The 13,341-nt window shown below is 63.8% G+C and carries 10 protein-coding genes; all 10 read left to right on the top strand.

Annotated elements, in window-relative coordinates; all coding sequences use genetic code 11:
- The first annotated feature begins 135 nt into the window (after positions 1 to 135).
- The 10 genes from arcD to gcvT all read left to right on the top strand — a co-directional run bounded on the left by arcD (position 136) and on the right by gcvT (position 13,228).
- Entirely contained in the window at positions 136 to 1,563 is a 1,428-nt protein-coding gene (gene arcD / locus ACIPZ8_RS07875) for an arginine-ornithine antiporter (RefSeq protein WP_400721190.1), read from the top strand.
- 33 nt (positions 1,564 to 1,596) lie between these two features.
- On the top strand, positions 1,597 to 2,850 hold the full coding sequence (gene arcA / locus ACIPZ8_RS07870; RefSeq protein WP_400721187.1) for an arginine deiminase: 1,254 nt from the start codon (positions 1,597 to 1,599) through the stop codon (positions 2,848 to 2,850).
- A 70-nt stretch (positions 2,851 to 2,920) separates the two neighbouring features.
- Positions 2,921 to 3,931 carry an ornithine carbamoyltransferase gene (locus ACIPZ8_RS07865; RefSeq protein WP_400721185.1) on the top strand — a complete coding sequence of 337 codons (1,011 nt, stop codon included), beginning with the start codon at positions 2,921 to 2,923 and terminating at the stop codon, positions 3,929 to 3,931.
- 63 nt (positions 3,932 to 3,994) lie between these two features.
- Positions 3,995 to 4,924 carry a carbamate kinase gene (arcC, locus tag ACIPZ8_RS07860; RefSeq protein ID WP_400721182.1) on the top strand — a complete coding sequence of 310 codons (930 nt, stop codon included), beginning with the start codon at positions 3,995 to 3,997 and terminating at the stop codon, positions 4,922 to 4,924.
- A 55-nt stretch (positions 4,925 to 4,979) separates the two neighbouring features.
- Positions 4,980 to 5,348, top strand: coding sequence for a DUF5064 family protein (locus tag ACIPZ8_RS07855; protein WP_110637406.1), 369 nt, complete (start codon positions 4,980 to 4,982; stop codon positions 5,346 to 5,348).
- Between the two features lie 185 nt (positions 5,349 to 5,533).
- Entirely contained in the window at positions 5,534 to 7,042 is a 1,509-nt protein-coding gene (locus ACIPZ8_RS07850) for a sigma-54-dependent transcriptional regulator (protein ID WP_400721179.1), read from the top strand.
- A gap of 265 nt (positions 7,043 to 7,307) precedes the next feature.
- Complete coding sequence (gene gcvH, locus ACIPZ8_RS07845) at positions 7,308 to 7,691, top strand: glycine cleavage system protein GcvH (RefSeq protein WP_103445535.1); 384 nt, start codon at positions 7,308 to 7,310, stop codon at positions 7,689 to 7,691.
- 11 nt (positions 7,692 to 7,702) lie between these two features.
- The gene (gene gcvP / locus ACIPZ8_RS07840; RefSeq protein ID WP_400721176.1) at positions 7,703 to 10,558 is read left to right on the top strand and encodes an aminomethyl-transferring glycine dehydrogenase; all 2,856 of its coding nucleotides are present in this window, start codon (positions 7,703 to 7,705) and stop codon (positions 10,556 to 10,558) included.
- 145 nt (positions 10,559 to 10,703) lie between these two features.
- The gene (locus tag ACIPZ8_RS07835) at positions 10,704 to 12,080 is read left to right on the top strand and encodes an L-serine ammonia-lyase (RefSeq protein WP_400721173.1); all 1,377 of its coding nucleotides are present in this window, start codon (positions 10,704 to 10,706) and stop codon (positions 12,078 to 12,080) included.
- A 26-nt stretch (positions 12,081 to 12,106) separates the two neighbouring features.
- On the top strand, positions 12,107 to 13,228 hold the full coding sequence (gcvT, locus tag ACIPZ8_RS07830; protein ID WP_400721171.1) for a glycine cleavage system aminomethyltransferase GcvT: 1,122 nt from the start codon (positions 12,107 to 12,109) through the stop codon (positions 13,226 to 13,228).
- Positions 13,229 to 13,341: the final 113 nt, after the last annotated feature.

Below are 13,341 nucleotides of genomic sequence, written 5' to 3'. Positions count from 1 at the left end.
AGCTGTCGGCACTCTCCAGGAGTCACGTGTGGGAAATTTCCTACCCTCACGTAGCCATGAAATGACCCATGTCAGCTCATGGCCACGGCGTCAGATTTATTCTGTCGTCAACTTTCTCCTGGCAGGAGTTGTTAAATGTCTGATTCTTCCGGAAAACTAAAACTCGGCGCGTTAGTTGCACTTGTGGTCGGCTCGATGATCGGTGGCGGGATCTTTTCGCTGCCGCAAAACATGGCCGCCAGCGCCGGTGTCGGTGCGGTACTGATCGGTTGGGCCATCACGGCCGTGGGCATGCTGACCCTGGCCTTCGTGTTCCAGACCCTGGCCAATCGCAAGCCTGACCTGGACGGCGGTGTATACGCCTATGCCAAGGCCGGCTTTGGCGACTACATGGGCTTTTCTTCAGCCTGGGGCTACTGGATCAGTGCCTGGCTGGGCAACGTCGGCTACTTCGTGCTGCTGTTCAGCACCCTCGGTTACTTCTTCCCGATCTTCGGTGAAGGCAACACCCCGGCGGCGATCATCGGCGCCTCGGTGCTGCTCTGGGCCGTGCACTTCCTGGTCCTGCGTGGCATCAAGGAAGCAGCGTTCATCAACCTGGTCACCACCGTGGCCAAGGTCGTGCCGCTGCTGCTGTTCGCGCTGATCTGCCTGTTCGCCTTCAAGCTCGACATCTTCACCGCCGACATCTGGGCGGTGGGCACTCCAGACCTGGGCAGCGTGATGAACCAGGTGCGCAACATGATGCTGGTCACCGTGTGGGTATTCATCGGCATCGAGGGTGCGAGCATCTTCTCCTCACGGGCGGAAAAACGCTCCGACGTGGGCAAGGCCACCGTCATCGGCTTCGTCACCGTGCTGCTGTTCCTGGTGCTGGTCAACGTGCTGTCGCTGGGCATCATGACCCAACCGGAACTGGCCAAGCTGCAGAACCCGTCGATGGCCGCAGTGCTGGAGCACGTGGTCGGCCACTGGGGCGCGGTGCTGATCAGCGTCGGCCTGATCATCTCGCTGCTCGGTGCCCTGCTGTCGTGGGTGCTGCTGTGCGCCGAGATCATGTTCGCCGCCGCCAAGGACCACACCATGCCGGAGTTCCTGCGCCGCGAGAACGCCAACCAGGTGCCGGCCAACGCCTTGTGGCTGACCAACGCCATGGTGCAGATCTTCCTGGTCATCACGCTGTTCTCCAGCAGTACCTACCTGTCGCTGATCTACCTCGCCACCTCGATGATCCTGGTGCCCTACCTGTGGTCGGCGGCCTATGCGTTCCTGCTGGCGCTGCGCAGCGAAACCTACGAACAAGCCTTGGCAGAACGCAAGAAAGACCTGTTCATCGGCGCCATCGCCCTGCTGTACGCCATCTGGCTGCTGTATGCCGGCGGCGTGAAATACCTGCTGCTCTCGGCCCTGCTCTATGCCCCTGGCGCGATCCTGTTCGCCAAGGCCAAGCGCGAGGTGGGCCAGCCGATCTTTACCAACGTGGAAAAACTGATCTTCGCAGCCGTGGTCATCGGCGCCCTGGTGGCAGCTTTCGGCCTGTATGACGGCTTCCTGACCCTTTGACCCACGTCTTCGTTCAATTGGAGGAATGAAACCATGTCCGCTGAAAAACAGAAGTACGGTGTCCACTCCGAAGCCGGCAAGCTGCGCAAAGTGATGGTTTGCGCGCCAGGCCTGGCGCACAAGCGGCTGACGCCAAGCAACTGTGACGAGCTGCTGTTCGACGATGTGATCTGGGTCGACCAGGCCAAGCGTGACCATTTCGACTTCGTCACCAAGATGCGTGAGCGCGGCGTCGATGTGCTGGAGATGCACAACCTGCTGACCGACATCGTCCAGCAGCCGGACGCACTGAAGTGGATCCTCGACCGCAAGATCACCGATGACACCGTCGGCGTAGGCCTGAACAACGAAGTGCGCAGCTGGCTCGAAGGCCTGGAGCCTCGTCACCTGGCCGAGTTCCTGATCGGTGGCGTGGCGGGCCAGGACCTGCCGCAGAGCGAAGGTGCCGATGTGGTCAAGATGTACAACGACTACCTGGGCCACTCCAGCTTCATCCTGCCGCCGCTGCCCAACACCCAGTTCACCCGCGACACCACCTGCTGGATCTACGGCGGTGTGACGCTGAACCCGATGTACTGGCCGGCGCGTCGCCAGGAAACCCTGCTGACCACCGCCATCTACAAGTTCCACAAGGAGTTCACCAACGCCGACTTCGAAGTCTGGTATGGCGACCCTGACAAGGATCACGGCCAGTCCACCCTCGAAGGCGGTGACGTGATGCCGATCGGCAACGGCATCGTGCTGATCGGCATGGGCGAGCGCACCTCGCGCCAGGCCATCGGCCAGCTGGCCCGCAACCTGTTCGCCAAGGGCGCGGTCAAGGAGGTCATCGTCGCCGGCCTGCCGAAGTCTCGCGCCGCCATGCACCTGGACACCGTGTTCAGCTTCTGCGACCGCGACCTGGTCACGGTCTTCCCGGAAGTGGTCAACGAAATCGTACCGTTCATCATCCGTCCGGACGAGAAAAAGCCCTACGGCATGGACGTGCGCCGCATCAACAAGTCGTTCATCGAGGTGGTCGGCGAGCAGCTGGGGGTCAAGCTGCGCGTGGTCGAGACCGGCGGCAACAGCTTCGCCGCCGAGCGCGAACAGTGGGATGACGGCAACAACGTGGTGGCCATCGAGCCAGGCGTGGTCATCGGCTACGACCGCAACACCTACACCAACACCCTGCTGCGCAAGGCCGGCATCGAGGTCATCACCATCAGCGCCGGCGAACTGGGCCGGGGCCGGGGCGGCGGCCACTGCATGACCTGCCCGATCGTACGCGACCCAATCGACTACTAACGCCCATCGCACACCCGGCCGCACTCACGAAGCAGCGGCCGGGACATCACCGAATTCAAGGAGAAAAGTCATGGCGTTCAACATTCACAACCGCAACCTGCTCAGCCTCGAACACCACAGCACCCGCGAGCTGAAGTACCTGCTGGACTTGTCCCGCGACCTCAAGCGCGCCAAGTACACCGGCACCGAGCAGCAGCACCTGAAGGGCAACAACATCGCCCTGATCTTCGAGAAGACCTCGACCCGCACCCGTTGCGCCTTCGAAGTCGCCGCCTATGACCAGGGTGCCAACGTCACCTACATCGACCCCAACTCCTCGCAGATCGGCCACAAGGAAAGCATGAAGGACACCGCCCGCGTGCTCGGGCGCATGTACGACGCCATCGAGTACCGCGGCTTCAAGCAGGAAATCGTCGAAGAGCTGGCCAAGTTCGCCGGGGTGCCGGTGTTCAACGGCCTGACCGATGAATACCACCCGACCCAGATGATCGCCGACGTGCTGACCATGCGTGAGCACAGCGACAAGCCGCTGCACGACATCAGCTACGCCTACCTGGGCGATGCCCGCAACAACATGGGCAACTCGCTGCTGCTGATCGGCGCCAAGCTCGGCATGGACGTGCGTATCGCCGCGCCCAAGGCGCTGTGGCCACATGAGGACCTGGTCGAGCGGTGCCACAAGTACGCCGAAGAGAGCGGTGCGCGCATCACCCTGACCGAAGACCCCAAGGCTGCGGTCAAGGGCGTCGACTTCATCCACACCGACGTCTGGGTATCGATGGGCGAGCCAATCGAAGCCTGGGGCGAGCGCATCAAGCTGCTCAAGCCCTACCAGGTGAACAAGGAGCTGATGAAGGCCAGCGGCAACCCACGGACCAAGTTCATGCACTGCCTGCCAGCCTTCCACAACTCCGAGACCAAGGTCGGCAAGCAGATTGCCGAACAGTATCCGGACCTGGCCAACGGCATCGAAGTGACCGATGACGTGTTCGAGTCGCCAGCGTGCATCGCCTTCGAGCAGGCGGAAAACCGCATGCACACCATCAAGGCGATCCTGGTTTCGACCCTGGCTGACCTGTAAGCCGGCCGCGCCGCCCTTGCCCATGGGGCGGCGCCCTTCCCTCTTCGTTAAAGGACATTCCCCATGCGTATCGTTGTTGCATTGGGCGGCAACGCCCTGCTGCGCCGTGGCGAGCCCATGACCGCTGACAACCAGCGCGCCAACATTCGCACCGCCACCGAGCAGATCGCCAAGATTCACCCCGGCAACGAGCTGGTCATCGCCCACGGCAACGGCCCCCAGGTTGGCCTGCTGGCACTGCAAGGGCTGTCGTACAAGCCTGACGAAGCCTACCCGCTCGATGTGCTCGGTGCCGAAACCGAAGGCATGATCGGCTACATGATCGAACAGGAGCTGGGCAACCTGCTGGCCTTCGAAGTACCGTTCGCCACCCTGCTGACCCAGGTGGAAGTGGACGCCAACGACCCGGCCTTCAAGGACCCGAGCAAGTTCATCGGCCCGGTCTACAGCAAGGAAGAGGCCGAGCGCCTGGCCAAGGAAAAAGGCTGGGTGGTCAAGGCCGACGGCGACAAGTATCGCCGCGTGGTCGCTAGCCCGAAACCCAAGCGCATCTTCGAGATCCGCCCGATCAAGTGGCTGCTGGAAAAGAGCAGCATCGTGATCTGCGCCGGCGGTGGCGGCATCCCCACCCTGTACGATGAAAACCGCAAGCTCAAAGGCATCGAGGCGGTGATCGACAAGGACCTGTGCTCGGCGCTGCTGGCCGAACAACTGGAAGCCGACCTTCTGGTAATCGCCACCGACGTCGATGGCGCCTACATTGACTGGGGCAAGCCGACGCAGAAAGCCATCGCCCAGGCCCACCCCGACGAGCTCGAACGCCTCGGCTTCGCCGCTGGCTCCATGGGGCCGAAGGTGCAGGCGGCCTGCGACTTTGCCCGTCACACCGGCAAAGTGGCGGTGATCAGCTCGCTGGAGAATATCGAGGGCATCGTCAAAGGTGTCGCCGGTACCCGCGTGAGTACCGAAAAGCCGGGTATCAGCTACCGTTGATTGCAGTGGGCGGGCTTACCAGGCCCGCCATTTTCACCTTTCCAAGGAGTCTGCCATGGCCAAGTACGAGCCAGGTCATGTACACATCGAGCGCACCGCGCTGAACCCGGCTGATCACAGTTACGACCTCAAGGTCGATTACGAAGCGGTCTCGGACCCCAAGGAAGGCAGGGGTATCCAGTTCCACATGCACGGCAGCATCGAAGGCAAGTCGGTAGAAGAAAAGTTCTTCCTGGCCAAGGATCAAGTACTACCCAGTTTCCTCATGCAATTGTCTCGCAGAGCCCAGTCATACCTGCCGCCCCCGAAGAAATTCGAGAACCTCGGTTCGCCGCACAAGATCTATGACTGGATGTTCAAGGACATTCGCGAAAAGCTCGATGTGAAGTCGGGCGACCCGATCAAGCCTGAACATCTGGAGTGATTCGAGAACCTGGGGCTGCTTCGCATCCCTTTCGCGACACAAGGCCGCTCCCACAGGTTCAGCACAGCCTGTGAAATCCACGCTGTACCTGTGGGAGCGGCCTTGTGTCGCGAAAGGGCCGCAAAGCGGCCCCGGCGATGTTGAGGCATACTACTGCACTCCCCGGCCACAACCCCCGCCTCCCCATGCGCATCCACGTCAGCTTCATCGACCGCGTCGGCATCACCCAGGAAGTCCTCGCCCTGCTCGGTGCCCGCAACCTCAACCTGGACGCCGTGGAGATGGTCCCGCCGAACGTCTACATCGACGCCCCGACCCTCAGCCCCGCCGTGCTCGAAGAACTCCACGACGCGCTGTTCGAAGTCCATGGCGTGCAGTCGGTGGACGTGGTCGACATCCTCCCCGGCCAGCGCCGCCACCTGCAGCTCGATGCCCTGCTCGCTGCCATGAGCGACCCGGTGCTGGCGGTGGACAGCGCCGGCAAGGTGCTGCTGGCCAACCCGGCGCTGATCGCCCTGTGCGGCCGTGAATCCGCCGGGCGCTCGGTGGGAGAGTTGTTCAACGACCCCGGCCTGCTGCAGGCCTTGCTGGACAACAACTTCCACCTGCCGATGCGTGAGATGCAGCTCAACGGCCAGAGCCTGCTGCTGGACGCCTCGCCGATCACCAACGCAGGCGGCCTGCTGACCTTGTACCCGCCCAACCGCATGGGCGAGCGCCTGTCGGCCCTGCACCACGACCACGCCGAAGGCTTCGATGCACTGCTGGGCGAGTCACCGGCGATCCGCACGCTCAAGGCCCGCGCCCTGCGCGTGGCGGCCCTCGACGCGCCGTTGCTGGTGCACGGTGAAACCGGCACAGGCAAGGAACTGGTGGCCCGCGCCTGCCATGCCATCAGCAGCCGCCATGCCGCGCCGTTCCTCGCCCTGAACTGCGCCGCGCTGCCCGAGAGCCTGGCCGAGAGCGAGCTGTTCGGCTACGCCCCCGGCGCCTTCACCGGCGCCCAACGGGGTGGCAAGCCGGGGCTGATGGAGCTGGCCAACCAAGGCACGGTGTTTCTCGACGAGATCGGCGAAATGTCGCCGTACCTGCAGGCCAAGCTGCTGCGCTTTCTCAGCGATGGCAGCTTCCGCCGCGTCGGTGGCGACCGCGAGGTCAAGGTGGATGTGCGCATCATCAGCGCCACCCACCGCGACCTGGAACGCATGGTCGCCGAAGGCACCTTCCGTGAAGACTTGTTCTACCGCCTCAACGTGCTCAACCTGCAGGTACCGCCACTGCGCGAGCGTGGCCAGGACATCCTGATGCTGGCGCATTACTTCATGCAGCAGGCCTGCACGCAGATCCAGCGGCCTCCCTGCCGCCTCACCCCGACCACCCATTCGGCGCTGCTGGCCAACCCCTGGCCAGGCAACGTGCGCCAGCTGCAGAACGTGATCTTCCGTGCGGCGGCGATCTGCGAGGGCAACCTGGTGGATATCGGTGATCTGGACATCGCCGGGACATCGGTCGCGCGTGGGCAGGATGGTGACGTGGCGAGCCTGGAGCAGGCGGTGGGGGATTTCGAGCGTGAATTGCTGCAGCGGCTGTACGCCAGCTATCCCTCCACCCGGCAGTTGGCGGGGCGGCTGCAGACCTCGCATACAGCCATTGCCCAGCGTTTGCGCAAGTACGGTATAACAACCAGAAATTGAGATCGGAACGAATTCATTACACTGTAATTAATTCGATACAGTCCTATTCTGACGCGTCTGTTCAAGGGTTTGATCCATCAAACCTTTTCCCGTCGCGAATAGCTGTAGCGTTTTCATTCCACAGGAATGACAAATTGATTACATAAATAGTTCAAACTATTGATTTATAAGGATTTTTTACTACTGGCCGCATTATTGCTAAGGGAATCCCAACCCAAGAGCGCGGACCCACCGCGCCCAACGCCCTGCTTCCCGAGGATTCCCCATGAGCGAGTTGCGTTTCACCGAAGATCACGAATGGCTGCGCGTCGAAGCCGACGGTAGCGTCACCGTGGGCATCACCGCCTACGCCCAGAACGCCCTGGGCGATGTGGTCTATGTGCAACTGCCTGAGCTGCAGGCTTACGACAAAGGTGCCGAAGCCTCCACCGTCGAATCGGTGAAAGCCGCCAGCGGCGTGTACATGCCCCTGACCGGTGAAGTGGTCGCCGTCAACGAAGGCCTCAACGACAGCCCCGAGCTGGTCAACGAAGACCCGCTGGGCGAAGGCTGGTTCTTCCGCTTCAAGCCTGCCGACATGGCCGAAGTCGAAGCCCTGCTCGACCAGGACGCCTACGACCGACTGATCAAAGCCAACGACGACGCCTGAGGAATCCGACCATGACCATCAACCTCGGCACCGCCAACGAATTCATCGCCCGTCACATCGGCCCGCGCGCCGCTGACGAGCAGGCCATGCTCGCCACCCTGGGCTTCGACTCGCTGGAAGCCATGAGCGCCGCCGTCATCCCCGACAGCATCAAGGGCACCAGCGTGCTCGGCGCGGAAGACGGCCAGAGCGAGGCCGATGCCCTCGCCGCGCTGAAGGCCATCGCCGGCAAGAACGAACTGTTCAAGAGCTACATCGGCCAGGGCTACTACAACACCCACACGCCGGCACCGATCCTGCGCAACCTGCTGGAAAACCCGGCCTGGTACACCGCCTACACCCCATACCAGCCAGAAATCTCCCAGGGCCGCCTGGAAGCGCTGCTGAACTTCCAGACCCTGATCAGCGACCTCACCGGCCTGCCGATCGCCAACGCATCCTTGCTCGACGAAGCCACCGCCGCTGCCGAAGCCATGACCTTCTGCAAGCGCCTGTCGAAGAACAAGGCCAGCCACGCCTTCTTCGCCTCCGTGCACTGCCACCCGCAGACCCTCGACGTGCTGCGCACCCGTGCCGAGCCACTGGGCATCGAGATCGTGGTCGGCGACGAGCGTGAGCTGGGCGATGTCAGCGCCTTCTTCGGCGCCCTGCTGCAATACCCGGCCAGCAATGGTGAAGTGTTCGACTACCGCGAAGTGGTCGCGCGTTTCCACGCCGCCAACGCCCTGGTCGCCGTTGCCGCCGACCTGCTGGCCCTGACCCTGCTGACCCCGCCGGGCGAGTTCGACGCCGACGTGGCCATTGGCAGCGCCCAGCGCTTCGGCGTGCCACTGGGCTTCGGTGGCCCGCACGCGGCCTACTTCGCCACCCGTGATGCCTTCAAGCGCGACATGCCGGGCCGCCTGGTCGGCGTGTCGATCGACCGCTTCGGCAAGACCGCCCTGCGCCTGGCCATGCAGACCCGCGAACAGCACATCCGCCGCGAGAAGGCCACCAGCAACATCTGCACCGCCCAGGTGCTGCTGGCCAACATCGCCAGCATGTTCGCCGTGTACCACGGCCCGGCCGGCCTCAAGCGCATTGCCGAACGCACCCACGCCCTGACCGCGATTCTGGCTGCCGGCCTGAAAACCCTGGGCCTCGAAGTGGTTGGCGAAACCGCCTTCGATACCCTGACCCTGGCCACCGGCAGCGCCACCGCCAGCCTGCATGACAAGGCCCGCGCCCAGCGCATCAACCTGCGCCAGATCGACGCCGCTCACCTGGGCCTGTCCCTCGACGAGACCAGCACCCAGGCCGACGTCGAAGCCCTCTGGCAGCTGTTCGGCGCCGACCAGGCCCAGCCGGACTTCGCCGCCCTGGCCGCCAGCACCGGCTCGCGCCTGCCGGCCGCCCTGCTGCGTCAGTCGGCCATCCTCGAGCACCCGGTGTTCAACCGCTACCACAGCGAAACCGAGCTGATGCGCTACCTGCGCCGCCTGGCCGACAAGGACCTGGCGCTGGACCGCAGCATGATCCCGCTGGGCTCGTGCACCATGAAGCTCAACGCTGCCAGCGAAATGATCCCGGTGACCTGGGCCGAATTCGGCAACCTGCACCCGTTCGCCCCGGCCGCGCAAAGCCAGGGCTACCTGCAGATGACCACCGAGCTGGAAGCCATGCTCTGCGCCGCCACCGGCTACGACGCCGTGTCGCTGCAGCCCAACGCCGGCTCCCAGGGTGAGTACGCAGGCCTCTTGGCCATCCGTGCCTACCACCGCAGCCGTGGCGAAGGTCACCGCGACATCTGCCTGATCCCGTCTTCGGCCCACGGCACCAACCCGGCCACCGCGCACATGGCCGGCATGCGCGTGGTGGTCACCGCCTGTGACGCCCGTGGCAACGTCGATGTCGAGGACCTGCGCGCCAAGGCCATCGAACACCGCGAGCGCCTGGCCGCGATCATGATCACCTACCCGTCGACCCACGGCGTGTTCGAGGAAGCGATCGGCGAGATCTGCGCGATCATCCACGACAATGGTGGCCAGGTGTACATCGACGGCGCCAACATGAACGCCATGGTCGGCCTCTGCGCCCCAGGCAAGTTCGGTGGAGACGTGTCGCACCTGAACCTGCACAAGACCTTCTGCATCCCCCACGGCGGTGGCGGCCCGGGTGTCGGCCCGATTGGCGTCAAGTCGCACCTGGCGCCATTCCTGCCAGGCCACGCGCAACTGGAAAACACCGAGGGCGCGGTGTGCGCCGCGCCGTTCGGCAGCGCCAGCATCCTGCCGATCACCTGGATGTACATTCGCATGATGGGCGGTGCCGGCCTCAAGCGTGCTTCGCAGATGGCGATCCTCAACGCCAACTACATCGCCCGCCGCCTGGAAGAGCACTATCCTGTCCTGTACACCGGTGGCAATGGCCTGGTCGCCCACGAGTGCATCCTCGACCTGCGTCCGCTCAAGGACACCAGCGGCATCAGCGTCGATGACGTGGCCAAGCGCCTGATCGACTTCGGTTTCCATGCGCCGACCATGTCGTTCCCGGTGGCCGGCACGCTGATGATCGAACCGACCGAGAGCGAGTCCAAGGAAGAACTGGATCGCTTCTGCGACGCGATGATCCAGATCCGCGAGGAAATTCGCGCGGTGGAAACCGGCAGCCTGGACAAGGACGACAACCCGCTGAAGAACGCCCCGCACACCGCGGCCGAGCTGGTTGGCGAATGGGCCCATGGCTACAGCCGCGAGCAGGCGGTGTACCCGCTGCCGAGCCTGGTGGAAGGCAAGTACTGGCCGCCGGTCGGCCGGGTCGACAACGTGTTCGGCGACCGCAACCTGGTCTGCGCCTGCCCGTCGATCGAGAGCTATCAGGACGCCTGAGGCGCGCTGTAGACAGCTGGGGCTGCTGCGCAGCCCTTTCGCGACACAAGGCCGCTCCTACACGGACGGCATTGATCCCTGCAGGAGCGGCCTTGTGTCGCGAAAGGGCCGCAAAGCGGCCCCCAGGTGTTCAGGAGGTACCACCATGTCACTGAGCGTCTTCGACCTGTTCAAGATCGGCATCGGCCCCTCCAGTTCCCACACGGTCGGCCCGATGCGCGCCGCCGCACGCTTCGCCGAAGGGCTGCGCCGCGACGGCCTGCTGGCCAGCACCGTTTGCGTCAAGGCCGAGCTGTACGGCTCGCTCGGCGCCACCGGCAAAGGCCACGGCAGCGACAAGGCGGTATTGCTCGGCCTGGAAGGCGAGCACCCAGATACCGTCGACACCGAATCGATCCCCGCCCGCCTGCAGGCCATCCGCAGCAGCGGCCAGCTCAGCCTGCTGGGTGAGCAGACCATTGCCTTCGTTGAGAAGCAGCACCTGGCGATGATCCGCAAACCCCTGGCCTATCACCCCAACGGCATGATCTTTCGTGCCTTCGATGCCACCGGCTTGCAAATCCGCAGCCGCGAGTACTACTCGGTGGGCGGCGGTTTCGTGGTCGACGAAGACGCCGCCGGCCAGGACCGCATCGTCGAGGACAGCACCGTGCTGGCCTTGTCGTTCAAGACCGCCAAGGAACTGCTCGGCCACTGCACCGCGCAGCACCTGTCGATCAGCCAGGTGATGCTGGCAAACGAAGCGGCCTGGCGCCCGGAGGCCGAAACCCGCGCCGGGCTGCTGCGCATCTGGCAGGTCATGCAGGACTGCGTCGAGGCCGGCTGCCGCCATGAGGGCATCCTGCCCGGCGGGCTCAAGGTCAAGCGCCGCGCACCGGCGTTGTACCGCCAGCTCAGCCGCCATCCGGAAGCCAGCCTGCGCGATGCCCTGTCGGTACTCGACTGGGTCAACCTCTACGCCCTGGCAGTCAACGAGGAAAACGCCTACGGCGGGCGCGTGGTCACTGCACCGACCAACGGCGCGGCGGGCATTGTCCCTGCGGTGCTGCACTACTACATGCGCTTTGTCCCTGGCGCCAGCGAGGACGGCGTGGTGCGTTTTCTGCTCACCGCTGCCGCGATCGGCATCCTGTACAAGGAAAACGCCTCGATTTCCGGAGCCGAAGTCGGCTGCCAGGGCGAGGTCGGCGTGGCCTGTTCGATGGCCGCAGGCGCCCTGTGCGAAGTGATGGGCGGTACCCCGCAACAAGTGGAGAACGCCGCTGAAATCGGCATGGAACATAACCTCGGCCTGACCTGCGACCCGATTGGCGGCCTGGTCCAGGTGCCCTGCATCGAGCGCAACGCCATGGGCTCGGTGAAGGCCATCAATGCCGTGCGCATGGCCCTGCGCGGTGACGGGCAGCACTACGTGTCGCTCGACAAGGTGATCCGCACCATGCGCCAGACCGGCGCCGACATGAAAAGCAAATACAAGGAGACCGCCCGCGGCGGTCTGGCCGTCAACATCATCGAATGTTGACCCGATAAAAAACCAAGGAGTCATCGATGTCCGAAACACTGCAAAAGACCCCGCTGCACGCCCTGCACCTGGAACTGGGCGCGCGCATGGTGCCGTTCGCCGGCTTCGACATGCCGGTGCAGTACCCGCTGGGCGTGCTCAAGGAACACCTGCATAGCCGCGAGCAAGCCGGCCTGTTCGACGTCTCGCACATGGGCCAGATCGTCCTGCGTGGCGCCGATGCAGCCAAGGCCCTGGAGTCCCTGGTACCGGTGGACATCATCGACCTGCCGGTGGGGATGCAGCGCTATGCCATGTTCACCAACGAGCACGGCGGCATCCTCGACGACCTGATGGTCGCCAACCTGGGTGACGACACCCTGTTCCTGGTGGTCAACGCGGCGTGCAAGGACCAGGACCTGGCTCACCTGCAGAAGCACATCGGCAACCGTTGTGAAGTACTGCCACTGTTCGAACAGCGGGCCCTGCTCGCCCTGCAGGGCCCGGCGGCGGTCAAGGTGCTTGAGCGCCTGGCGCCGGAAGTGGCAGGCATGACCTTCATGCAGTTCCGCCCGGTAAAACTGCTGGGCGAAGACTGCTTCGTCAGCCGCTCGGGTTATACCGGCGAAGACGGCTACGAGATCTCGGTGCCGGTCGGTGCTGCCGAAGCCCTGGCTCGTCGCCTGCTGGCCGAGCCTGAGGTGCAGCCTATCGGCCTGGGTGCTCGCGACTCGCTACGCCTGGAAGCCGGCCTGTGCCTGTATGGCCACGACATGAACAGCGAAACCACCCCGGTCGAAGCCAGCCTGTTGTGGGCGATCTCCAAAGTGCGCCGTGCCGATGGCGCGCGTGCCGCAGGCTTCCCGGGCGCCGATGCCATCTTTGCCCATCAGCGCGATGGCGTGGCGCGCAAACGTGTGGGCTTGTTGCCGCAGGAACGTACGCCAGTTCGTGAAGGCGCGGATATTGTCGATGCTGACGATAAACCAGTAGGAAAAGTGTGCAGTGGTGGCTTTGGCCCGACACTCGGCGCACCCGTAGCAATGGGTTATATCGATAGTGAACATGCGGCAATCGACACGCCACTGTTTGCCGTGGTACGCGGCAAGAAGGTTGCCTTGAAAGTCAGCAAAATGCCTTTCGTTGCACAGCGTTACTACCGTGGCTGAAGGTAGCGTCTGAGGTGTGCGGGCAGGTCCTACATATTCGATTTCGAACCTGCCCAATAACTTTTGAACATGGCGCCAGGCCAGGCGCCATGCCGTTTCCGACAAATCTGTCG

The sequence above is a fragment of the Pseudomonas sp. NPDC089422 genome (genome assembly GCF_044749405.1).
Taxonomy (GTDB): Bacteria; Pseudomonadota; Gammaproteobacteria; order Pseudomonadales; family Pseudomonadaceae; genus Aquipseudomonas.
The sequence above is the reverse complement of the archived record's forward strand: the minus strand, read 5'-3'. Positions and strand labels throughout refer to the sequence as shown.